A 22755-nucleotide genomic window follows, 5' to 3' on the forward strand; every position below is an offset into this window, starting at 1 on the left:
CGTGGTCGTCGCGTCGGTCAGGCGAGGTGGGACACGACGTGGTCGACGCACGCGGTGAGCGCGCGGACGTCGTCGGGCTCGATCGCCGGGAACATCGCCACGCGGAGCTGGTTGCGGCCCAGCTTGCGGTACGGGAAGACGTCGAGGATCCCGTTCGCGCGGAGCGCGCCCACGACGGCGGTCGCGTCGATCGCGTCGTCGAGGTCGATCGTGCCGACGACGGTGGACCGCTGCGCAGGGTCGGCGACGAACGGCGTCGCCCAGTCGCGGGCCTCGGCCCAGCCGTACAGGTGGGCGGCGGACTCCGCCGACCGGGCCGCGGCCCACGGGAGCCCGCCGTTGCCGAGGATCCACTCGACCTGCTCCGCGAGCATGACGAGCGTCGCGATGGCGGGCGTGTTGAGCGTCTGGTCCAGGCGCGAGTTGGCCGCCGCCGTGCGCAGCGAGAGGGACTCCGGCACCCAGCGCGTGCCGCTCGACTCGACCTCGTCAGCGCGCGCGAGCGCGTCGGGCGAGCACAGCGCGAGCCACAGGCCGCCGTCGGACCCGAAGACCTTCTGCGGCGCGAAGTAGTAGACGTCGGTCTCCGCGACGTCGACGGGGAGCGCGCCCGCGCCCGAGGTGGCGTCGACGAGCGTGAGCGCGCCGCGCTCGCGTGAGCCGGGGACCCGGCGGACCGGGGCCATGGCGCCGGTCGAGGTCTCGTTGTGCGGCCACGCGTGCACGTCGACGTCGTCGGCGGGCGCGGGCAGCGCGACGGACCCGGCGGGAGCCGAGATCACCTGCGACGTTTCGAGGAAGGGCGCCGCCGTCGTCGCGGCGGCGAACTTGGCGCCGAACTCGCCGAACGCGGCGTGCTGCGCCTTGGAGCGCACGAGGCAGGCCGTGGCGACGTCCCAGAACGTCGTGGAGCCGCCGTTCCCGAGCACGACCTCGTAGCCCTCGGGCAGCGCGAAGAGCTCGGCGAGGCCCTCGCGCGTCCGGCGCACGACCGAGCGGACCGGCGCCTGGCGGTGGGACGTCCCGAGCAGGGACGCCCCGGCGTCGGACAGCGCGCGGACCTGCGCGGCGCGGACCTTGCTCGGCCCGGAGCCGAAGCGGCCGTCGGTCGGCAGGAGGTCCGAGGGGATCGTGATCGGGGCGGTGGCGGGATCAGGCACGCCGTCACCCTACGCGCGTGCCGCGTCGGCCGGGAGCGGCGTCCGCGGACGCGCGCCGTGGTGTCGTCGGCTCGTGGGTGGCGCTCGAGCGTCCGGTCCGGTCCGGCACCACGGGTTCTCCCGCGCGGCCCCCGGGCCGGGTCACGGGCTCGCCATAGACTGTCCCCAGCGGCCCGCCGGTGCGGGCAGGCGCCCCGTGGCGACGACGACCGGGCGCCCCGAGCCGACGAGCGACTGGGAGCGTGACGTGACCGATCTGATCGATACCACCGAGATGTATCTGAAGACGATCTACGAGCTCGTGGAAGAGGGCATCGTCCCGCTGCGCGCGCGCATCGCGGAGCGCCTCGGGCACTCGGGCCCCACGGTGTCGCAGACGGTCGCGCGCATGGAGCGCGACGGTCTGGTGGTCGTCACGGGCGACCGCCACCTGGAGCTCACGTCCGTGGGCCACGACAAGGCCACGCGCGTCATGCGCAAGCACCGGCTCGCGGAGCGGCTGCTCACCGACGTGATCAAGCTCGACTGGGAGTACGTGCACACCGAGGCGTGCCGCTGGGAGCACGTCATGAGCGAGCTCGTCGAGGAGCGCCTCATCGGGCTGCTCGACCACCCGCACTTCGACCCGTACGGGAACCCGATCCCGGGACTGCCGGAGCTGGGGGAGCAGTTCGAGGAGATCGACTTCCTCGACGGCGTCGTCTCGCTCCCGGTGTTCCTCGCGGAGCACGGTCGGGACGGCGCGGAGGCGCGCGTCGTGCTCCAGCGGATCGCGGAGCCCATCCAGGTCGACGTGGAGCTGCTCGCGCGGCTGGCAGAGGCCCAGGTGCTGCCCCGACGGACGCTCGTGGTGCGGTGGGCCGGGGACGGCGGCGTGACGGTGCAGGGGGAGGGCGCGGAGGTCGTGCTGGACCTGCCCGACGACGTCGCGCGCCACCTCTTCGTCGCCCGGGGATAGCCGTCCGTTCACCCGCAAATGAGTGCTGACCTGCGACGACGTGATCGTCCGCATCGATTCGTAATGGGAACGTGACTTTTGCCGGAGCGTCCTGTACGGTCGGTGCTGCTCCATCGGAATACCCATTCGACGGAGTCCTCGCGCGGAACGCCTAACCCTGTCACCGCATGAGGCCAACGACGACCCGATGACAGGGACGGGGGACCCACTTCCGGGTGCTGGAGACAGCGCCCTTGGGGTGAAGCCCGACGGACTCCGGTCCGCCGGGCCGGGTGACTCTTCCACCCGAACCCGACAGCTGACCTCGCAGGCGTCTTGGAGAGGCACAAAGTGACCGTGAGCACGACTCGCGCCCGCCACCGCGCGGCGCGGCGTCCCGTGACGCCACTCAGCTCTATCGCCCAGGCCGCGTCGGACCAGATGTCGACCGTCGGTCGCCGCACCGCCGTCGTCGCCGCGTCCTCGGGCCTCATCGTCTCGATGATCGGTGCCGCCGCCCCCGCGACCGCGGCCCCCGTCGACAACGAGTCCGGCAAGCTCAACGCCGTCGACCTCAGCGCCCTCACCGCGCAGGCGCGTCAGGCGCTCGAGGCCGCGCCCGCGGTGACCGTCGCGGCCGACGCGGCGTTCACGATCGAGCAGGCTGCCGCCCCCGTCACCGTGACGCCCGCTCCGGAGCCGGAGCCGGAGCCCGAGCCCGAGCCGCAGCCGGAGCGCACCACGCAGACGAGCCGCTCGCAGGAGCGTCAGTCGCAGTCCGAGGCGCCTGCCCAGCAGGAGGCGTCCGTCGACGTCCCGGCCTCGGCCTACGGCTCGACCATCGTCTCGATCGCCGCGCGCTACGTGGGCGTCCCCTACGTCTACGGCGGCACCACCCCCGACGGCTTCGACTGCTCGGGCTTCACCAGCTACGTCTACGCGCAGGTCGGCATCAGCCTGCCGCGCACGTCGAGCGCGCAGGGCTCGGTCGGCACCAAGGTGTCGCGCGACCAGGCGCAGCCGGGCGACCTCATCTGGACGCCGGGCCACATCGCGATCTACGCGGGCGACAACATGATGATCGACGCCCCGCGCCCCGGTAAGACCGTCCAGTTCCGTCAGATCTGGCAGTCCAACCCCACGTTCATCCGCGTGGCCTGATCGCCCACGCCTCAGGGCCCCTGCGGCCACTGGCCTGACGAACCCCGTCACCTCGCGCATCGTCGCGAGGAGGCGGGGTTCGTGGCATTCTTGACGTGTTCGTGACTCGTGGCAGACGGACGGGCGCGCTGGTCTCGGCTAGGTTGGTCGTCCGATGGCACCGGGCCGTCGAGAGGAGAGTCGCTCATGACCCGCACGGAATCCGTCCTCGTCGGTGTCGACGGCTCGGCCCCGAGCCTGCACGCCCTGGACTGGGCCGCGGCGTATGCGCTCCAGGTGGGCTGGCCGCTCCACATCGTCTGCACCTACTCCTTGCCGTCGTTCACGGCGGCCTCGCTGGACGGCGGCTACGCGGCGCTCGACGACTCGGCCATCCAGGAGGGCGCCCGCGCCGTCCTCGAGGAGGCGCGTGCGCGGTCCGAGGGCGCCGGTGTCCGGACCACGGCCACGGTGACGACGGGTGACGCGGCGGGCGTGCTCGTCGAGATGTCGCGCGAGCACTCGCTCGTCGTCGTCGGCACCCGGGGTCGGGGTGGATTCACCGAGCGCCTGCTGGGCACCGTGTCCTCGGCGCTGCCCGCGCACGCCCACTGCCCGACCGTCGTCGTGCCGTACCGCTCCGACGCGAAGGACGACGAGGGCGCGCCGCAGGAGCTGCCCGCCGTGAAGCCGCTCCGACGCATCGTCGTCGGCGTCGACGGGTCGCCCTCGGCGGAGATCGCCTTGCGCCACGCGATCCGTCAGGCCAAGGCCTGGGACGCGGAGCTCGTCGCGGTCGCGGGCGTGCCGGTGGGTGCCGGCGCCGGTCTCCTCGCGTGGCTGCCCGCGTCGATCGACCACGAGCAGGTCCTCGCGGACATCACCGAGGGTCTGAACGTCATCATCGACCGCCACGAGGCGGAGCACCCGGGGCTCACGATCAAACGCATCGTCCTCGACGGCACGGGCGCGGAGCTGCTCACGGAGTTCTCGACCGCCTCCGACCTCATCGTGGTCGGGTCACGCGGCCGCGGGGGCTTCCGAGGTCTGCTCCTCGGCTCCACGAGCCAGGCGGTCCTGCACCACTCGGCGTGCCCGGTCATGGTCGTGACGAAGAAGTGCGAGGACGACGCGCCGGCGGCCGAGGACGGCTGAGCCGATGGCCGGTCAGCTGCGGTTGCGGTAGAGCCGCATCGTGATCGGGGCGAGCACCGCCGTCAGGACGACCGACGCGACGAGGACCCACACGATCCCCTCCGTCGCAGGCTCTCCCGCCATGAGTCCACGGACTGCGGTCACGAGGTGCGTGACGGGGTTGACGTCGACGAACCGCTGGAGCACGACTGGCATCGTCGACGGGTCGACGAAGATGTTCGACGCGAACGTCAGGGGCATGAGCACGAGCATCGACGTGCCCATGACGGCGTTGGGGGAGCGCAGCACGAGCCCGAGCGCGGTGAACACCCAGCTCAGGGCGAAGGCGAACACGAGCAGCAGCACGATCCCGAGGACCACCCCCACGACGCCGCCCGGCGGCCGGAAGCCGAGGACGAGGCCGAGCGCGAGGGTCACGGCCGACGCGATCGTGTAGCGGACGGTGTCGCCGAGCAGCGCCCCCACGATCGGCGCTGGCCGCCACACCGGCAGCGAGCGGAACCGGTCGAACACGCCCTTGCTGATGTCCGTGTTCATCGTGTAGCCGGTGTAGATCGTCGTGAAGAGCACCGCCTGCACGAGGATCCCCGGCAGGAGGAACTGCAGGTAGCTCTGCACGTCCCCGGCGAGCGCGCCGCCGAACAGGTACGTGAACATGAGCGTGAAGATGATCGGCGAGACCGTGACGTCGAAGAGCTGCTCGGGGACGTGCTTGATCTTGAGCAGCGCGCGCCACGTGTACGTGAAGGTCGCCGACACCGCTGACGGGCGCGAAGGTCGTTGCTCGAGCGCGACCGCGGCCCGCAGCGCGTTCGCCTCCGGCGCGCGCAGCTCCGCGGCGGTGATGGTGGGATCGACGGCCATCAGGCCACCTCCTCGATCGTCTCGTCGTCCTCCATGGGCTGACCCGTCAGGGCGAGAAACACCTCGTCGAGGCTCGGCTGGCCGAGCGTGAACTCGGGCACGACGATGCCCTCGTCGCCGAGCGCGGGCAGGATGCGCGCGACGTCGGCCGCGCCGTCGTCGGGCACGCGTGCCGTGAACGCGTACGGGTCGTTCGCGAGCGTGATCTCCGTGCCGAGCAGCGCACCCACGACCTCCGCCGCACGGCCGCGCTGGGTCGAGTCCGCGAGGCGCACGTGGACAGCCCCCTCGCCCACGGAGCGCTTGAGCTCCGTCGCGGTGCCCTCCGCGATGACCTTGCCGTGGTCGATCACGGCGATCCGGTCGGCGAGCTGGTCCGCCTCCTCCAGGTACTGCGTGGTCAGCAGGACCGTCGCACCGTCCGCGACCAGCACGCGCACGATGTCCCACACCTGGTTGCGGCTGCGCGGGTCGAGGCCCGTCGTCGGCTCGTCGAGGAAGATGACGCGCGGGCTCATCACGAGGCTCGCCGCGAGGTCGATACGGCGCCGCATGCCGCCCGAGTACGTCTTGACCTGGCGGTCGCCCGCGTCGCCGAGGCCGAACGCCTCCAGGAGCTCGGCCGAGCGCCCGCGCGCCGTGCCGCCCAGGAACCCGTAGAGCCGCGCGAGCATCACGAGGTTCTCCGTCCCCGTGAGGTCCTCGTCCACCGACGCGTACTGCCCGGTGAGCCCGACGACGGAGCGCACCTTGTCGGCGTCGTGCACCACGTCGTGGCCCAGCACGCGCGCCGTCCCCGCGTCAGGACGGAGGAGCGTCGCGAGCATGCGCACGGCCGTCGTCTTGCCCGCGCCGTTCGGCCCGAGCACGCCGAACACCGTGCCCTCGGGGATGAGCAGGTCGATGCCGTCGACCGCCCTGGTCACGGACTTCCCGGTCGTGAAGTGCTTGACGAGGCCGCGTGCCTCGACGGCGAGGTCGCCGCGTGCAGTGTCGGTCATGTCCCCTCCGCGGGATGGTCGTTCGCCGTTGCCGACGAGCCGCCCGGCTTCCCGGGCCACCCACCCACCGACCGTCGGGGCCGGCAGAACTCATCGGTCGCGCACGTCTTCCATCCTGCGTCGGGCTGGTGCCCGAGGACCAGTGCGATTCGTCAGTTCTCGCGGCGAGGGAGAACCGGGGCCGCGCGAGCTAGAACCGTGGTCGCCCGAGGTAGAACCACCCAGGGCGACCACACGCCGTCGGGCATGACCACGGCTCTACCTCGCGCGACCACGGCTCTACCTCGCCGGACCACGGCTCTACCTCGCGCAGCCACGGTTCTCCTTCGCGTGACCGCAGGCTCCGTCTCGCGCGGGGGGAGAGAGACCCTCTACTGCGCGGCGGCCTCCGCGGCGGCGAGGAGGACGCAGGTCGCGACGCCGTCCATCGCGACGCGGACCTCCTCGATCGGGGGGAGGGTCGGGGCGAGGCGGAGGACCTTGTCCTCGGGGTCCTTGCCGTAGGGGAACGGTGCGCCAGCGGGCGTGAGCGCGATACCGGCGGCCTTCGCGAGCTCGACGACGCGCGACGCGGTGCCGGGCACGACCTCGAGGCTGACGAAGTAGCCGCCCTTCGGCTCGGTCCACGAGGCGACGCCCGTGTCGCCGAGGCGCTCGGCGAGGATGCTCGTGACGGCGTCGAACTTGGGGGCGATGATGTCGCGGTGCTTGCGCATGTGGGCGCGCACGCCGTCGGCGTCGCCGAAGAACAGCGCGTGGCGGAGCTGGTTGACCTTGTCCGGGCCGATGGACTGGGCGGACAGGTGCTTCTTGTACCAGGCGACGTTCGCGGGGGACGACGCGAGGAAGGCGACACCGGCGCCGGCGAACGTGATCTTGGACGTCGAGGCATAGAGGATCACACGGTCGGGGTGCCCGGCCTCGGCGGCGAGCGCGATCGCGTCGGCGCTGCGTACCTCGTCGTCGGTGAGGTGGTGCAGCGCGTACGCGTTGTCCCACAGGATGCGGAAGTCCGGCGCCGCGGCGGGCACGGACACGAGCGCGCGTGCCACCTCCTCGGTGACGACCGACCCGTCGGGGTTCGCGTAGGTCGGCACGACCCACATGCCCTTGATGGTGGGGTCGTTCGCGACGAGCTCGGCGACCGCGGCGGCGTCGGGGCCGTCGGCGGTCATGGGCACGGTGACCATCTCGATGCCGAGCGCCTCGCACACGGAGAAGTGGCGGTCGTAGCCGGGCACGGGGCAGATCCAGCGGACCTTCTCCTCGCGGCCCCACGGGCGCTCGGAGCCGGGGACGCCGAAGAGGGCCGCGTACGCGAGCGTGTCGTACATGAGCGTGAGGCTCGCGTTGCCGCCCGCGAGGAGCTGCTCGACGGGGACGCCGAGCAGCTCGGCGAAGATCTCCCGGAGCTGCCGGAGGCCGTCGAGGCCGCCGTAGTTGCGGACGTCGGTGCCGTCGGCATCGGTGTGCACGCCCTCGCCCGGGAGCGCGAGCAGGGCCTCGGAGAGGTCGAGCTGCTCGGCCGAGGGCTTGCCGCGCGTGAGGTCCAGCTTCAGCCCCAGGGCCTGCAGGTCGGCGTACGCGCGACGCAGGTCGTCCAGGGACGACGCGAGGGTGGTGGTACCGGGTGCGGTGTGCTCGGGCGTGGTCACCCTCCGGACTCTACCGATCCCGCGCAAGGACCGTGAGCGCGTCCTCCAGGGCGGACAGCCCGGTCTCGAGGTCGTCGGCCGAGATGGTCAGCGGGGGAGCGAGGCGGATGGTCGAGCCGTGCGTGTCCTTGGCGAGGACGCCGCGGGCGAGCAGCGCCTCGCACAGGTCGCGACCGGTCCCGCGCGCGGGGTCGAGGTCGAGCCCCGCCCACAGCCCGAGGCCGCGGACGCCGTCGAGCAGCCCGGCGTCGACGAACCCGCCGAGCCGGTCCTGGAACCGCGCGCCGAGCTCGCGCGCCCGGCGCTGCGGCTCGCCGGAGGCCAGGAGGTCGACGACGGCGAGGCCGACCGCGCACGCGAGCGGGTTGCCGCCGAACGTGCTGCCGTGCGTGCCCGGGGTGAGCACCCCCAGCACGTCGCGACGACCCACGACGGCGGACACCGGCAGGATCCCGCCGCCGAGCGCCTTGCCGAGCGTCACGAGGTCGGGGCGCACGCCCCACGTCTCGGTCGCGAGCGTCGTGCCCGCGCGGCCGAGGCCGGACTGGATCTCGTCCGCGACCAGCAGCACGTCGCGCTCGGCGGTGAGGGTACGCAGGCGCGGCCAGTAGTCGGCGGGCGGCACGACGACGCCGGACTCGCCCTGCACGGGTTCGAGCAGCACCGCGACGGTGGTCTCGTCGATCGCGGCGGCGACGGCGTCGACGTCCCCGTACGGCACGAGCCGGAAGCCGGGGGTGTACGGGTCGAACCCGCGGCGTGCGTCCTCGTCGTCGGAGAACGACACGATCGTCGTCGTGCGGCCGTGGAAGTTCCCGGAGCCGACGACGATCGTCGCCTCGCCCGGGCGCACCCCCTTGGCGTCGTACCCCCACTTGCGCGCGGTCTTGATCGCGGTCTCGACCGCCTCGGCGCCGGTGTTCATCGGGAGCACGAGGGAGTCGGGCCCGCCGGTGGTGAGCGGCCCGACGAGCGCGGCGAGCGCCGCGGCGAAGGGGTGCAGGAGGTCGTGGTCGAACGCGCGGGACGTGAGCGTGACGCGCCCGAGCTGCGCGGTCGCGGCCGCGACGAGCGCGGGGTGGCGATGCCCGAAGTTGAGTGCGGAGTAGCCCGCGAGGAAGTCGAGGTAGCGGCGCCCGTCGACGTCCGTGACCCACGACCCCTCGGCCGTCGCGACCGTCACGGGCAGCGGGTGGTAGTTGTGCGCGAGCGCGTCGCGCGGGGTGTCGTCCGCCGGCCCGGCGACCGGGCGGACGTCCTGCGCGGTCACGACGCGCTCCCGGAGGCCGTGGCCGACCCTGCGGCCATCTTGCGGATCTCGAGGGTGCAGCACTTGGCGCCGCCGCCCCCGCGCAGCAGCTCGGACGTGTCGACCGGGAGGGTCTCGTAGCCGCGCTCGCGCAGCGCGGCGGCGAGCCGCTCGGCACGCGGCGCGTGCACGACGTGCATGCCGTCGCTCACCGCGTTGAGGCCCAGCACGACGGCGTCCTCCTCGGTCGCGAGCAGCGCGTCGGGGAACCGCTCGCGCAGCACCTCCTGCGCCGCGGGCGAGAACGCGGGCGGGTAGTAGACGACGTCCACGGAAGGCGGACCGGTGAGGCCGGGGTGCGCGCCGCCGTCGGGCCCCCGGACGCCCGGCGACTCACCGGAGCCCCCGCGCAGCACGGTGAGCGCGGTGTCGAGATGGTAGAAGCGCGGGTCGACGAGCTCGAGCGTCACGACCTCGCGACCCCACAGCGCCGCGGCCTCGGCGTGCGCGGCGCGGTCGGTGCGGAAGCCGGTGCCGGCGAGCACGACGTCGCCCGCCAGGAGGAGGTCGCCCTCGCCCTCGTTGACGTGCTCGGCGAGGTGGGTGACGTAGCCGTGGTCGGCGAACCACTTGAGGTAGGCGGGGCCCTCGGGCCCGCGCTCGGGGTGCGTGAAGCGCGCGGAGTAGACGAGGCCGTCGACGACGGTCGCGCCGTTGGCGGCGTAGACCATGTCGGGCAGGCCCGGGACGGGGTCGATCGTCTCGACGGTGTGGCCGAGGTCGCGGTAGGCGTCGCGCAGGCGCTCCCACTGGGCGACCGCGAGCGGGGTGTCGACCGGGGTGCGCCGGTCCATCCACGGGTTGATCTCGTAGCTCACGGTGAAGTACGTGGGCCGGCACATGAGGTAGTGCCGGGGCTGGCCTGGGCGCATCGCCGCCTCCTCGCGGGAGCCGGGCCTGCCGGGGTGGTGCGGCCCGGGTGGTGGCCGGACGGGGGATGCGTCCGGTGCTGCTGGTGGGCTGCCGGTTGGCTGCTGGATGCCAGCGTACGTCCGCTGCCCGGGCGCGTCCTGGGACGACGCGCTCTCGCACGAGGTGTTGACAGCGATATTCTATCGATATATCGTTACCGTATCGCTGAGCCCGAGATGCGGCTCGCGACCACCGCGAGGCCGCACCGGCCCGCCACCGCTCCGCGGATCACCCGGAGCCCCACGAACACAGGAGACACATCTCATGAGCTACGCACACCAGCACCGGGGCAGGACCCCGGAGAACGTCCAGAACATGTCCCAGCCGTTCGGCGAGCGTCCCGGGCCGCGGCCCGGCCGTCGTCGTCGCGACGGCTTCCCGCCCGTGCCCGACGACGCGGCCTGGTTCCGCGGCGACGGCCCCTCCGGCCGTGGTCGGGGTGGCGCGCGCCGCGGCGGTGGCCGCGGGTTCGGCGGCCCGGCCGACGGCGGACGGGGCTTCGGCCCCGGCGGGCCGGCCGACGACCGGCGAGGGTTCGGCCCGGGCTTCGGACCGGGCGGCCCCGGCGGTCCCGGGTTCGGCCCGGGCCACGGCGGGCGTCGTCACGGGGGCCGTGGTCGCGGCCCCGGGCGCGCCGGTCGCGGCGACGTCCGCGCCGCCGTCCTGCTGCTCCTCGCCGAGCAGCCCATGCACGGCTACCAGGTCATCCAGGAGATCGCCGAGCGGAGCGAGGGCCAGTGGCGCCCGAGCCCCGGCGCGGTCTACCCGGCGCTGAACCTGCTCCAGGACGAAGGGCTCGTCGAGCTCTCGGCCGACGGCGGGCGCCGCCTGGCGACGCTCACCGAGGCGGGCACCGCGTACGTCGCGGAGCACGCCGCCGAGCTCGGCGACCCGTTCGCCGACGCCGCCGGTCGCGGCGGGCGCTCGCGGCGCGAGCTGCGCGCGGCCGTCGAGGCCGTCGCCGCGGCGGTCCACCAGGTCGCCCGCACGGGCACCGACGAGCAGGCGAAGGCCGCGGCGGAGCTCCTCGAGCGCACCCGCCGCGAGCTCTACCTGATCCTCGCCGGCCCGGCGGGCGCCTCGGACGAGGACGAGTCCACGGCCTGACCCTCGCCGCACCCCGTCGAACCCGGGGTTGCCGGCCACCCGCAGCCATGGGTGGCCGGCAACCCCGGGTTCGACGTCTCTGCGTCGGCTGGACTCGTGGGCAGCCCGACCGTCTCCGCGGTCACCGCGCGGCTGCCGGTCCCGAGCGGCGGGCGGACAGACGGGCCTCGAGGCGGCGCAGCGACACGTGCATCATCACGCGCAGCGCGACGCCGACGAGCGGTGCGGTCACCGCCCGGGGTATCGGGCCGGCGAGGTACGCCTCCTCCCACCACACGACACGGCAGCGGTCGCGGCCGTGCGGCACGACGTCGAACCCGGCGTCCCCGAGCAGCACCGGCCCGAGCTTGCGCACGCGCGTGGTCCCCGTGCGCTCGGCCGCGACGGACGGACGGTCGAGCGACTCGACGACCATGCGGTCGGTGAACCCGCGGCCCGTGCGCCCGACGCGCGGTCCGCTCACCATCGTGAAGCGGTCGCCGACCTCGGGCCCGCGGGCGGCGGGGGTCGCCATCACGGTGAGCGGGATCCAGCGCGGGTGCGTGCGCGGGTCGGCCACCCACGCGAACGCGACGGACGCGTCGACGCCGAGGTCGCGCGCCACGGCGACCCGCCGGACGGGCCGACCCGGGCGGGGCGCCGCGTCGCCGCCCGTCACTCCGCGTCGCGCGCGGAGGAGCGGTCCCGCCGCGCGCGCCCCGGCAGGAGGCGACGGCGCCGCCCGGGTGCCGTCGCGTCGTCGGGCACGGGGACGAGCCGCGGCGGCGCGTCCTCGACCGGTGACTCCACGACCTCCAGGAGCCGCCCGAACACCGACGGCGGCGGACCGAACGCGCGCCGGGACTGGCCGATCACGCCGTGCCCGAGCGCGCGCGCCCCCGCGACGCCCACCACGGCGCCGACGCCGAACGGGACGAGCCTCCCGATCGCGAGGCCGGACTGCTTGGCGAGCTGCGTGCGCAGGAAGCGGTTGCCGAGCGCCTTGTTCACCTTGACGAGCGTCCCGGCGGGCATGCTCGTCAGCAGGACCTTGCCCCACGCGAGACCGGAGCCCTGGGTCGCGCGCTCGACGTCGCGCGCGCCCTTCTCGCCGAGCACCGTGGCGAGGAGCAGGGCGCGGCGGCGCGCGACGTCGTCCACGGCGATCCCGTGCACGTCCGCCACGGCGAGCGCGAACGCCGCCGAGGACGCGAAGAACGTCGCGATGTCGCTGGACGTCAGCGCGATCCCGACCCCCGTCCCGACCGCCGGGAACGCCGCCACCGCACCGACGGCGCCGCCCGCGGCCTGGATGACGAGCAGGTACTCGCGCTCGAGGATCCGCACGATCTGGGCGGGGCTCGCCTCCGGGTTCCGACGGCGGACCCCGTCGACGTGCGCCCGGATGACGTGCGACGGGATCGTCACGGCCTTGTCGAGCGCCGCGTCGAGCAGCGGGGTGGGCCGGTAGGCGGCCCAGTCGACGGCGTCCTGCGTCGAGACGTCCGCGCGCGTGCCCTCCGGGGGCGCCGTGCCGTACACAGGCGTGCCGCCGCGCGGCACTGGAGTTCTCGAGGGGTCCTGCTGCTGCGCCATGGCGCCTCCCGTCATCGCGTGCCGGTCCCGCGTCAGGCGGGTGTCTCGACCTCCCGGCCGGCACCCTCCGGCTGGAAGAGGTACTCGACCTCGGCCCCGGCCTTGACCGTCCTCCCTACCGTGCACGCCTTGTCGATCGCTCGCGCGGCGACGGTGACGAGACGGTCGCGCGCGTCGTCGTCGAGCGAGGTCAGGTCGATGTCGTACGTACCGGTGATCTTGGGGTACCGCTCCTCCTCGAGGAGCTTCGCGCCCTCGACGTGGATCGTCACCGCGTAGTCGTCGCCGAGCCGCCGCGCGAACGTCCGGTCCGTGCTCATGCCCGCGCACGCGGCGAGGGCGATCTTCAGCAGCTCCCCGGGGGTGAACACCGCGCCCTCGCTCGCCGGGCCGATCGACACCTGCGCGCCGCGCGCCGAGCGCCCCGTGTACGTGCGGGTGCCGGTGCGCTCGACCCACAGCGCGTCGGCCGGCGCGGGGGACGGTGCGGGCACGTCGTGCTCCGCCTCGTCGGCGGGGCTCAGGCTGGTGTCGGAAGGCTGCGTCGTCATGCGTGAATCCTCGCACTCGTCGGGTCGCGGCGTCCGGGAGGTCCGCCCTCCGGTGAACGCGCGGCGGGCGCGGGCGATTCCCCCGTCCTGCCCGGGCGAGGTCGGTCGAGCCGCCCGGGTCGCGTCGGTCGGGGCGGGCCGACGCGACCCGGACGGCGGTCTCAGGCCGCCCGGACGGGCTCCGGCGCGGGGACCGGTTCGGCCGGCGTGGCGGTGTCCTCCTCGGCCGGACGCTCGGCCGATCGCGCGGTCGTGGCGCGCGGGGTCGGGGCGGCCGCCACGAACGCCTCCCGGGGGTGCTGCACCGCAGCGAGGGAGACGACGTCGCGCCCGAACAGCGCGCCCGTCGCCCACACGGCGACCACGCGGGCCGTGCGCTCCCACGTCGGGATCGCGAGCACGTGGTAGCCGCGGTGCATGAGCCACGCGAGGCGCCCGCGCACGACGAGGCGGCGGTACTCGAACACGCCCGAGCCGAGGCCGAGCGTCGCGACGACGCCGAGGCTCCCGTGCACGTACGGCCGCGTCGGGCGGCCACGGCGGGCGGCGACGAGGTTGCGGGCGAGACGCCGCCCCTGCCGCACCGCGTGCTGCGCGTTGGGGACGGTGAGCGCGCCCGGTCGCGGGACCGCGAGGTCGGGGACGGCGGCGCCGTCGCCCGCGGCCCACGCGTCAGGGACCGTGTCGTCCACGGTGCCGACCCGCAGGTCGGGCCGGGTGACGAGGTAGCCGCGCGGGTCCACGGGCAGGTCCGTGTGCGTCGCGACGACGGGGTTCGCCGCGTTGCCTGCGGTCCACACGAGCAGCCCCGTGGCGAACGACTCGCCCGTCGACAGCGTCACGACGCCTCCCTCCGCGGACACCAGGCCGGCCTCCAGGTGCACGTGCGCGCCGCGGCGCTCGAGCTCGCGCACGACCCACCGCCCCGGACGCTCGGTGACCTCCGGCAGGATGCGCGCGTTGCGCTCGACCAGGTGGAACCGCAGCTCCGCCGGGTCGATCTCGGGGTAGACGCGCGTGAGGTCGTGCGCGAGCGACAGGAGCTCGGCGAACCCCTCGACGCCCGAGAACCCGCCGCCCACGAACGTCACCGTGAGCAGCCGCTCCCGCTCGGGTCCGGCGGGCAGGCTCGCCGCGCGGTCGAACGACGTGAGCAGCCGGTCGCGGATCGCGACGGCCTCCTCGACGTGCTTCATGCCGATCGCGTGCTCGGCGACGCCCGGCACGGGGAACACGCGCGTCACCGCGCCGGCCGTGACGACGACCGTGTCGTACGCGAGGTCGTACGGCTCGCCCGAGCGCGGCCGCACGACGACCGCGCGGCGCGCGTGGTCGACGCGCTCGACCTTCCCGTCGACGAGGCGCGTGCGGTGCAGGTGGCTGCGGTGCGCGACCGCGGCGTGCCGCGCCTCGACCGAGCCCGCGACGACCTCGGGCAGGAACGGCTGGTAGGTCATGTACGGGCGAGGGTCGACGAGGACCAGCTCGACCTCGCCGCGGCGCAGCTCGCGCCGCAGGCGCTTCTCGAGCTCCCGGGCCGCCGTGAACCCGGCGTAGCCCCCACCGACGACGACGATGCGTTCCATCACTGCCTCCTGTGACGTGAGCGTGCCGGGCGCCTGGTGCGCCCTTCCGGCGCGCTCACCCTGTCGACCGGGCGGAGAACCGTTCCGTGACATGACGTGCGTCACGCCGGCTCCCCTTGACCTGGAGCGCGCTCCAGGTCGCATGCTCGAGGCATGTCCGAGCTGCTGATCCCCGTCCCACCCGTCGAGGTGCCGCCCGAGGGCCTGTCCATCGGCGACGCGGCGCGCGCCGTCGGGCTGAGCGTCGACACGCTCCGGTACTACGAGAAGGAAGGGCTGCTGCTCGATCCCGCGCCGCGCGACGGCGGCGGGCGGCGCCGCTACGGCCCGCACGACGTCGCGTGGCTCGCCGGGCTCGTCATGCTCCGCGAGACGGGCATGTCGATCGCGGACGTGCGCGTCATGGCGGACCTCAGCCGCCGGGCGGGCACCGAGGCCGAGCGCCTCGTCGTCCTCGAAGGCCACCGCGAGCGCGTGCTCGCCGAGCTCGAGCGCACGCGCCGCCACCTCGCGGCCCTCGACGCCAAGATCGCGTCGTACCGCCGCGCCACCACCGACCACGACCGGACCGATCACGACCAGGAGGTCTCCCGATGACCATGAGCACCCACCACCCCGCCACGACCCGACCGCCCGTCGTCGCGCTCGGCGACGGCCTGCACGTCTCCGCGATCGGCCTCGGCGCGATGGGCATGAGCGCGTTCTACGGGCCCACGGACGAGGCGGAGGCGGTCGCGACGCTCCGCCATGCCGTCGACGTCGGCGTGACGTTCCTCGACACCGCCGAGGCGTACGGGCCGTTCGAGAACGAGAAGCTCCTCGGGCGCGCGCTCGGCGACCGGCGCGACGAGGTCGTGCTCGCGACCAAGGCCTCGGCGGAGACGGACGACGACGGCACGGTCCACGGGCGCAACGGCAGGCCCGAGTACATCCGCCGCGCGGCCGACCGCTCGCTGCGTCACCTCGGCACCGACGTGATCGACCTCTACTACCTGCACCGGGCCGACCCGGCCGTGCCGATCGAGGAGTCCGTGGGCGCGATGTCCGAGCTCGTCGCCGCCGGCAAGGTCCGTCACCTCGGGCTGTCGGAGGTGTCGGTCGAGACGATCCGGCGCGCGCACGCCGTCCACCCGCTCGCGGCCGTGCAGTCGGAGCTCTCGCTCTTCTCCCCGGACGTGCTGCGCAACGGCGAGAAGGCCGTCATGGACGAGCTCGGCATCGGGTTCGTCGCGTTCTCCCCGCTCGGGCGCGGCGTGCTCACGAGCAGCGTGCGCAGCCTCGACGACCTCGCGCCCGACGACGCGCGTCGCGGCCTGCCCCGGTTCCAGCCCGACGCGTTCGCCGCCAACCTGCGGCTCGTGAACAGGGTGCGCGAGATCGCCGCGGAGCGGGGCGCGACGGAGGCGCAGGTCGCGCTCGCGTGGGTCGTCGCGCAGGGCGCTGTGCCCATCCCCGGCACGCGCCGTCCGGAGCGCCTCGACGAGAACGCCGCGGCGGCGCGCCTCGAGCTCACCGCCGACGACCTGCGTCGTCTCGCCGACGCCGTGCCGCAGGCGCAGGTCGCGGGCCACCGCGACTACGCCCCGACGCCGGACGGCCAGGACCGCTGAGCGAGGGGTGACGAACGCCGCGGTGTGTAGGTTCGACACGGCCCCGGCAAAGCTACACACTGACGGGTGTGGCACTCGACGCGACCGACGCCCCGACCGCACCCGTGAGCACCGGCGAGCCTGCGCCGTCGGGCACCGCTCCCGGGCCCGTCCCGACCCCGTACGAGGACCTCCTGCGCGACGTCCTCGCCCACGGCACGCACAAGGGCGACCGCACCGGGACGGGCACGCACAGCGTGTTCGGGCGCCAGCTCCGCTTCGACCTCTCCCAGGGCTTCCCGCTCATCACGACCAAGCGCGTCCACCTCAGGTCGATCGCGTACGAGCTGCTGTGGTTCCTGCGCGGCGACTCGAACGTGCGCTGGCTCCAGGAGCGCGGCGTGAGCATCTGGGACGAGTGGGCGGACGCCGACGGCGAGCTCGGCCCGGTCTACGGCGTCCAGTGGCGCTCCTGGCCGACGCCGGACGGGCGGCACGTGGACCAGGTCGCGCAGGTGATCGAGCAGATCAAGGCGAACCCCGACTCGCGCCGGCACGTCGTCTCGGCGTGGAACGTCGCGGAGATCGAGAACATGGCCCTGCCGCCCTGTCACGCGTTCTTCCAGTTCTACGTGGCCGACGGGAAGCTGTCGTGCCAGCTTTACCAGCGCTCTGCCGACCTCTTCCTCGGCGTGCCGTTCAACATCGCGTCGTACGCGCTGCTCGTCCACATGGTCGCCGCCCAGACCGGGCTCGAGGTCGGCGACTTCGTGTGGACCGGCGGCGACGTGCACATCTACGACAACCACGTCGAGCAGGTGCGCGAGCAGCTCACGCGCGAGCCCTACCCGTACCCGACCCTGCGCCTCGCGCCGCGCGACTCGATCGACGCGTACGAGTACGAGGACATCGAGGTCGTCGGGTACCAGCACCACCCGACGATCAAGGCCCCGATCGCGGTCTGACGGCGGTGGGGGAGGAGACGCCCGGCGAGCCGACGCTCGGGCTGGTCTGGGCCCAGGCGCGCGACGCCGCGGGGCGCTCCGTCATCGGCGCGGGCGGCACCATGCCCTGGCACCTGCCCGAGGACCTCGCGCACTTCAGGCGCATCACGTCGGGCCACCCCGTCGTCATGGGACGCCGCACGTGGGACTCGCTCCCGCCCCGGTTCCGGCCCCTGCCCGGGCGCGTGAACGTCGTCGTGACGCGGCAGCCCGGGTGGACGCCCGAGCAGGCCGACGCGCCCGTGCGCGTGGCCGGGTCGGTCGCCGAGGCGCTCGCGGTCGCCCGCGAGGCGGCGGGCGACACCGGGTCGGGCGAGGTGTGGGTCATGGGCGGCGCGCAGCTCTACGCCGCGACGGTCGCGCTCGCGGACCGGTGCGTCGTCACGGAGATCGACGCCGTCGTCGAGGGCGACACGTTCGCGCCCGAGATCCCCGACGGGTGGGCTGCGCACGAGGCCGACTGGGCGACGTCGTCCACCGGCCTGCGCTACCGCTTCGTCACGGCGATGCGCCCCTGACCAGTCAGGCGGGGACGTCGCGGAGGGCGTCGAGGACCAGGTCCCAGAAGCGGGCGTGGTCGAGGGTCACCGCGACCTGGGTGCGGCACTCGTCGGGGCTCGGCTCGTCGCCGCGCAGGTCTGCGACCGTCATGCCCGTGGTCAGCGCGCCGTGGAGCTCGACGTCCAGCGGTGCGCGGCGCGTCGTCATGACCTCGGGGTCGATGACGTACGCGACGGCGCACGGGTCGTGGACGGGCGGGTAGAGGAAGCCCTGCACCGAGCGGTAGGTCGCCCCGTAGAAGTCGAGCAGCTCCCCGACGAGCCGGGCCGGGGCGGTGTCGAGCGCCGCGAGCCGGTCGTGCACGTCGGGCGTCGCCACTGCCTGGTGCGTGAGGTCCAGCCCGACCATCGTCACCGGCCACGGCTCGTTCAGCACCACGTGCGCGGCCTCCGGGTCGGCGAGCACGTTGAACTCCGCGACCGGCGTGCGGTTGCCCACGTGGTAGCCGCCGCCCATCGTCACGACCTCCCGCACGCGCGGCACGATGCGCGGCTCCCTGCGCGCCGCCATCGCGACGTTCGTCAGCGGCCCGGTGGGCACGAGCGTGATCTCGCCGGGCTCGGCGCCCATGACCGTGTCCACGATGAGGTCCACCGCGTGGCGGCGGTCGACGGCGCGGCGCGGGGCGGGCAGGGCCGGCCCGTCCATGCCGGAGTCGCCGTGGATGTCCGGTGCGACGATCCGCGGTCGGACGAGCGGGCGGTGGCACCCCGCCGCGACCGGGACGTCGATCCCGGCCAGCTCGACGACGGCGAGCGCGTTGCGCGTGACCTTCTCCAGCGTCTGGTTCCCCGCGACCGTCGTCACGGCGACGAGGTCGACGGCGGGGCTGCCGTGCGCGAGGAGCATCGCGATCGCGTCGTCGTGTCCGGGGTCGCAGTCGAGCAGGACGCGGCGTGGCGCGTCGGCACGTCCGGTGGGCATGCGCCCATCCTCGCGCGCCGACCCGGCTCCGGCCCGACGGGCACTGCCGGCGCGGGCGCGCTTCGCCTCCGACCGGCGCCGACGGCTAGGCTGTCCCCCGGCCCGTTCCCCGGGGCCGCGCGCCTGTAGCTCAGGGGATAGAGCACCGCTCTCCTAAAGCGGGTGTCGCCAGTTCGAATCTGGCCAGGCGCACCGAGAGTCCGGCACGGGCCGTCCCGGCCGACCGTCACCTCGCACGACCAGACAGGGAGCGAGGTCCGATGAGCCCGTGGGCACTGCTGCGTGACGCGGCGCGGCGGGCGTACGCGCTGCGCGCCGTGACCGTCCGCGTGCTCGTTCTCGGCGTCGCGCTCACCGCGGTGACCGTTCCGGTCGTGTCGTGGCTCGCCCGGGCGAGCGCGGCGGCAGCAGGCGCCCAGGCACTGACGCACCAGAACGTCGTCCACGTCCTGACGACCCCGGGGTCGGTGGTCCTGCTCGTGGTCCTCGCCGTGGTCGTGGGCGTCGTCGTCCTCGTGCAGCACGGGGCGTTCGTCGCCGTCGCGTGGCGGGCCGACCAGGGCGGCCCGGTGACGCTGCGCGGCGTCCTGCACGACCTGGGCCGCGCCGCCCGCGGTCTGCGCAGCCCGCAGCTCGCCCTGTTCCTGGTCTACGCGGTCGTCCTGGTCCCGCTCGGCGGTCTCGGGACGGCGGCGCTCCTCGTCCGGGGGATCGCGATCCCGGACTTCGTCGTCGCCGAGCTCCTGAAGTTCCGGGGCGGGCTCCTGGTCTACGTCGCCTTCCTCGCCGCCGTGCTGTGGACGAACCTGCGGCTGGTCCTCACGACCACGTTCCTGGTGGAGGACCGCGGCACCGTCGCGGCCGCGATGCGGGCGAGCTGGCGCGCCACACGCGGGGCCACGCTGCGCGTGCTCGTCCTGCTGGTGCCCGTCGGGCTCGCCGCCCTCGTCGTCGCGGGCGCGGCGGCGGGGTTGGTCGTGGTCCCGACCCGGGTCGCCGACGCGCACGCGCCCGGTGCGGCGGCGGTCGTGGCGGGCGTCGGGCTCGCCCTCGTGCAGGTCCTGGCGGTCGTCCTCGCAGGCGCGGTCGCGGCGACCGTGGCCCACGTGCTCGTCGCCGTGGCGGGGGAACGGCGGCCTGCGAGGATCGACGGAGCGGCGGCGACGCCCCCCGTGCCGTCACCTGTCGGCGTGGGGGACGCCGTCGTCTCGCCCGGCCCGGGGCGCGCCGTCCTCACCGTGGGGGCGGTCCTCGGCGCCTTGGCGCTCGTCGCCACGAACACGCTGGCGGTCTCTCAGCTCCCGGAGCACCTGCCCGGCGTCGTCGCCCACCGCGGGCACCCTGCCGCCGCGGTCGAGAACTCGATCCCGTCGCTCGAGGCCGCGGCCGCGCTGGGCGTGGACTACGTCGAGCTGGACGTGCTCCAGGCCGCCGACGGGGGCCTCGTGGTCTTCCACGACACGACGCTGCGGCGCCTCGCCGGGTCGGGGCGCGCGGTCGCGGACCTCACGCTCGACGAGCTCACCGCGACGACGATCCGGCAGGGCGGGCGCGAGGCGACGATCCCGTCGCTGCGGGACTTCGTGCGGCGCGCGAAGGAGCTGGACCAGCCGCTCCTCGTCGAGCTGAAGCTCCACGGTCGGGAGACGGCGTCGTACGTGCCCGACGTCGTCGCGCTGCTGCGCGAGGAGGGCGTCGCCGACGAGTACCTCGTCCAGGCGATCTACCCGGAGCTCGCCGATGCGGTGAGCGCCGCTGCCCCGGAGATCGAGGTGGGGTACGTCATCCCGCTCGTGCGGGGCGTGCGCGAGGTCCCGGACGTCGACTTCCTCGCCGTGGAGCAGTCCTCGCTCGGCCCGCGGACGCGCGCCGTGGCCCGCGCGGCGGGGGTCGATCTGCTCGTGTGGACCGTGAACGACGCCGCGGGTCTGCGGGCCGTCCTGCGCGCGGGCGACGTGGACGCGGTCATCACCAGCGCCCCGGAGGCCGCCGTACGGGTGCGCGGCGAGGTCGAGGCCGAGACGGGTGTCGCCCCGCGGCTGGAGCACCGGGTCCGGGAGACGCTCCGCTGGTGACGTGACCGACCGACGGTGGCGCTACGCCGAGCCGCCGGTCGACGCTCCGGTCGACGGGGCGGGCGTGGGCGCCGTGGCGGCACCCCCGGCGCCCCCGTCGGCCCCTGTCCCGACGCCGGTCCCGGCCTCCGCGTCCTCGGCGGGCCCTTCGCCGGTGCCGGGGTCGGGCGTGGTCGAGGGATCCGGGTCCGGGGTCGTCGGCTCGGGGGACGGTTCCGGCGCGGGGCTCTCGGTCGGGTCCGGCGTCGGGGTCGTGGAGGGCTCCTCGGTCGGCGTCGTCGACGGCGCCGGGTCCGGCTCCTGCGTCGGCACGGTCGACGGGTCCACCGCCGGGTTCGACGGCGCGGGCGTCGCGGGATCGTCCGTGCCGGTCGAGCGCTCGCGGCTGATCGTCGTCCCCGATCCCTCCACGCCACGCACGGCGTCGGAGAGGGGCTTGCCGATCACGAGCTCGACCACGAGGACGACGCCCATCACCACGACGAACAGGACGAGCGCCGAGACGGTCAGCACCCGGCCGCGGCCGTAACGGTCGACGAGCCGCAGCCAGGCGTTCTGCGGCTGCTCCGGTTCCGTGTCCTGCGCGGGCACGGTATCGCCGTCGGCGCCTCCGGCATCGTCGCCCGCGGGCACGACGGCGGCCGTCGTCTCGGCGTCCGGCGCCCTGTCCGGCATCGTGTCCGACGCGGCTTCCGATGCCGTGTCCGCCACGACGACCGTCCCGCGAGGCACGCTCGCGACGGCGGTCGTGACGGTGGTGGTCGTCGCGCGGTCGCGCGGGGTGCTCCCGCCGGTGGTCACCTGCACGACCTTGCCGACGACGGGCACGAGCTGCTCGCGCGTCTTCTGGATCGAGCGCGTGTAGACGTAGTTCGCGACGACGGTGAGGGCGCTCGCGATGCCGGCGCCGATGATCGTGCCGGCGGTCCCGAAGTACGACAGCAGCACCGTGGTGCTCACGGCGGCGAGCGCGCTCGCGACGACCTGCGTGAGGGAGAGCCGGGCCGGCGCCTCGCGCTCCTTCGCGGGCGCGGTCTCCGCGGCGGCGCGCCCTGCCTCGCGGCCGGCGTCGTGAGGCGCGGAGCGGGGTGCGGGGGAGTCGTCGCTGTCGGGGCGGGGTACGGGGGGTGTCGTCACGTGGTGCGGGTTTCCGGTCGTCGGCGGGCAGGACCACCCGCCGCCACCGGCCGTGGACGACGACCGCGCGCCAGGGACCGGCGTCGGGCCACGGGCGTCCTCCCACGGTAGGTCGCTCGTGTGGACCTCGCTCAGGGGCGTCGTGCCGGGGGCTCAGAGGAACGGGAGAGATCTTGTGACGCCGCCGGTCGGGGCGCTGCGGCGGGCGCGCACCCCCTGTCGTCATGCCCTGGCGGGTGGCGACCGGCGGCGACGGGGAGGTCGGCCCGACGGCGGCGACGTATCCTGCCGAGGTCGCTCGGTCGCCGCCGGGTGGCGCGGGAGCCTGATCGAGCGGCACGCGGTGTGGCGTGCGCCACAGTGCGGAGGCGACCGGCCGGGGCCTCGTATTCGCGGAATCCCGCGCATGTTGTGGACGCTCGTCCAGGTGGTTCTCAGACGTCTCTGGGGAACCGGGGCGATTCACCCGTCCAGGACCGTGGACCCGTGTTGACGCCCGGCATCGCGCCGTGC

Annotated in this window: 21 protein-coding genes, 1 tRNA gene and 1 riboswitch; of the genes, 10 read left to right on the forward strand and 12 right to left on the reverse strand. The window is 74.5% G+C overall.

Features of this window, described 5'->3' with window-relative positions:
* Positions 1 to 17 precede the first annotated feature (17 nt).
* Positions 18 to 1160 (reverse strand): phosphoserine transaminase, encoded by a 1143-nt coding sequence (serC, locus tag AC6CH9_RS14835; protein WP_498155576.1) that lies wholly within the window; start codon positions 1158 to 1160, stop codon positions 18 to 20.
* 247 nt (positions 1161 to 1407) lie between these two features.
* Here serC and AC6CH9_RS14840 point away from each other — a divergent pair, with 247 nt between their 5' ends.
* The 3 genes from AC6CH9_RS14840 to AC6CH9_RS14850 all read left to right on the forward strand — a co-directional run bounded on the left by AC6CH9_RS14840 (position 1408) and on the right by AC6CH9_RS14850 (position 4392).
* Positions 1408 to 2118 (forward strand): iron-dependent transcriptional repressor DtxR, encoded by a 711-nt coding sequence (locus AC6CH9_RS14840; RefSeq protein WP_498155707.1) that lies wholly within the window; start codon positions 1408 to 1410, stop codon positions 2116 to 2118.
* 167 nt (positions 2119 to 2285) lie between these two features.
* Positions 2286 to 2446, forward strand: a riboswitch (cyclic di-AMP (ydaO/yuaA leader).
* A gap of 2 nt (positions 2447 to 2448) precedes the next feature.
* Entirely contained in the window at positions 2449 to 3258 is an 810-nt protein-coding gene (locus tag AC6CH9_RS14845; RefSeq protein WP_498155577.1) for a C40 family peptidase, read from the forward strand.
* Positions 3259 to 3444: 186 nt separating this feature from the next.
* Entirely contained in the window at positions 3445 to 4392 is a 948-nt protein-coding gene (locus AC6CH9_RS14850) for a universal stress protein (RefSeq protein ID WP_498155578.1), read from the forward strand.
* A gap of 12 nt (positions 4393 to 4404) precedes the next feature.
* Here the strand turns inward: AC6CH9_RS14850 and AC6CH9_RS14855 are convergent, their stop codons facing one another.
* The 5 genes from AC6CH9_RS14855 to ddaH all read right to left on the reverse strand — a co-directional run bounded on the left by AC6CH9_RS14855 (position 4405) and on the right by ddaH (position 10093).
* A complete protein-coding gene (locus tag AC6CH9_RS14855; protein ID WP_498155579.1) occupies positions 4405 to 5256 on the reverse strand; it encodes an ABC transporter permease in 852 nt (283 codons plus the stop codon).
* Positions 5256 to 6257 carry an ATP-binding cassette domain-containing protein gene (locus tag AC6CH9_RS14860; protein ID WP_498155580.1) on the reverse strand — a complete coding sequence of 334 codons (1002 nt, stop codon included), beginning with the start codon at positions 6255 to 6257 and terminating at the stop codon, positions 5256 to 5258. Before AC6CH9_RS14860 ends, AC6CH9_RS14855 begins: the two co-directional genes overlap by 1 nt.
* Before the next feature lie 371 nt (positions 6258 to 6628).
* Entirely contained in the window at positions 6629 to 7912 is a 1284-nt protein-coding gene (locus AC6CH9_RS14865) for an aspartate aminotransferase type Ic (RefSeq protein WP_498155581.1), read from the reverse strand.
* Positions 7913 to 7922: 10 nt separating this feature from the next.
* On the reverse strand, positions 7923 to 9182 hold the full coding sequence (gene rocD / locus AC6CH9_RS14870) for an ornithine--oxo-acid transaminase (RefSeq protein ID WP_498155582.1): 1260 nt from the start codon (positions 9180 to 9182) through the stop codon (positions 7923 to 7925).
* Positions 9179 to 10093 (reverse strand): dimethylargininase, encoded by a 915-nt coding sequence (gene ddaH, locus AC6CH9_RS14875; protein ID WP_498155583.1) that lies wholly within the window; start codon positions 10091 to 10093, stop codon positions 9179 to 9181. Before ddaH ends, rocD begins: the two co-directional genes overlap by 4 nt.
* Before the next feature lie 304 nt (positions 10094 to 10397).
* Here ddaH and AC6CH9_RS14880 point away from each other — a divergent pair, with 304 nt between their 5' ends.
* Entirely contained in the window at positions 10398 to 11240 is an 843-nt protein-coding gene (locus AC6CH9_RS14880) for a PadR family transcriptional regulator (RefSeq protein ID WP_498155584.1), read from the forward strand.
* 121 nt (positions 11241 to 11361) lie between these two features.
* Here the strand turns inward: AC6CH9_RS14880 and AC6CH9_RS14885 are convergent, their stop codons facing one another.
* The 4 genes from AC6CH9_RS14885 to AC6CH9_RS14900 all read right to left on the reverse strand — a co-directional run bounded on the left by AC6CH9_RS14885 (position 11362) and on the right by AC6CH9_RS14900 (position 14952).
* Positions 11362 to 11844 (reverse strand): SRPBCC family protein, encoded by a 483-nt coding sequence (locus tag AC6CH9_RS14885; protein ID WP_498155585.1) that lies wholly within the window; start codon positions 11842 to 11844, stop codon positions 11362 to 11364.
* 50 nt (positions 11845 to 11894) lie between these two features.
* Positions 11895 to 12815, reverse strand: coding sequence for a hypothetical protein (locus tag AC6CH9_RS14890; RefSeq protein WP_498155586.1), 921 nt, complete (start codon positions 12813 to 12815; stop codon positions 11895 to 11897).
* Positions 12816 to 12847: 32 nt separating this feature from the next.
* Entirely contained in the window at positions 12848 to 13366 is a 519-nt protein-coding gene (locus AC6CH9_RS14895) for an OsmC family protein (protein ID WP_498155587.1), read from the reverse strand.
* Between the two features lie 161 nt (positions 13367 to 13527).
* Complete coding sequence (locus AC6CH9_RS14900; protein ID WP_498155588.1) at positions 13528 to 14952, reverse strand: NAD(P)/FAD-dependent oxidoreductase; 1425 nt, start codon at positions 14950 to 14952, stop codon at positions 13528 to 13530.
* Between the two features lie 153 nt (positions 14953 to 15105).
* Here AC6CH9_RS14900 and AC6CH9_RS14905 point away from each other — a divergent pair, with 153 nt between their 5' ends.
* From AC6CH9_RS14905 to AC6CH9_RS14920, 4 genes are all read left to right on the forward strand, one after another.
* A complete protein-coding gene (locus AC6CH9_RS14905) occupies positions 15106 to 15549 on the forward strand; it encodes a MerR family transcriptional regulator (protein ID WP_426309479.1) in 444 nt (147 codons plus the stop codon).
* 2 nt (positions 15550 to 15551) lie between these two features.
* A complete protein-coding gene (locus AC6CH9_RS14910; protein ID WP_498155708.1) occupies positions 15552 to 16562 on the forward strand; it encodes an aldo/keto reductase in 1011 nt (336 codons plus the stop codon).
* Positions 16563 to 16666: 104 nt separating this feature from the next.
* Positions 16667 to 17506: a thymidylate synthase gene (locus tag AC6CH9_RS14915; RefSeq protein ID WP_498155709.1), complete on the forward strand. Its 840-nt coding sequence runs from the start codon at positions 16667 to 16669 to the stop codon at positions 17504 to 17506.
* Between the two features lie 5 nt (positions 17507 to 17511).
* Complete coding sequence (locus AC6CH9_RS14920) at positions 17512 to 18063, forward strand: dihydrofolate reductase (protein WP_498155589.1); 552 nt, start codon at positions 17512 to 17514, stop codon at positions 18061 to 18063.
* A 4-nt stretch (positions 18064 to 18067) separates the two neighbouring features.
* Here AC6CH9_RS14920 and uriH read toward each other — a convergent pair whose 3' ends face one another.
* Positions 18068 to 19030 carry a uridine-preferring nucleoside hydrolase UriH gene (gene uriH / locus AC6CH9_RS14925; protein ID WP_498155590.1) on the reverse strand — a complete coding sequence of 321 codons (963 nt, stop codon included), beginning with the start codon at positions 19028 to 19030 and terminating at the stop codon, positions 18068 to 18070.
* A 119-nt stretch (positions 19031 to 19149) separates the two neighbouring features.
* On the opposite strand from uriH, the gene AC6CH9_RS14930 reads away from it, so the two are divergent.
* Together AC6CH9_RS14930 and AC6CH9_RS14935 are read left to right on the forward strand one after the other, a co-directional pair.
* Positions 19150 to 19222: transfer RNA gene (locus tag AC6CH9_RS14930), tRNA-Arg, on the forward strand.
* 68 nt (positions 19223 to 19290) lie between these two features.
* The gene (locus AC6CH9_RS14935) at positions 19291 to 21105 is read left to right on the forward strand and encodes a glycerophosphoryl diester phosphodiesterase membrane domain-containing protein (RefSeq protein WP_498155591.1); all 1815 of its coding nucleotides are present in this window, start codon (positions 19291 to 19293) and stop codon (positions 21103 to 21105) included.
* 21 nt (positions 21106 to 21126) lie between these two features.
* Here AC6CH9_RS14935 and AC6CH9_RS14940 read toward each other — a convergent pair whose 3' ends face one another.
* The gene (locus tag AC6CH9_RS14940; RefSeq protein WP_498155592.1) at positions 21127 to 22242 is read right to left on the reverse strand and encodes a hypothetical protein; all 1116 of its coding nucleotides are present in this window, start codon (positions 22240 to 22242) and stop codon (positions 21127 to 21129) included.
* Positions 22243 to 22755: the final 513 nt, after the last annotated feature.

This window comes from Cellulosimicrobium sp. GQ32 (assembly GCF_059758455.1).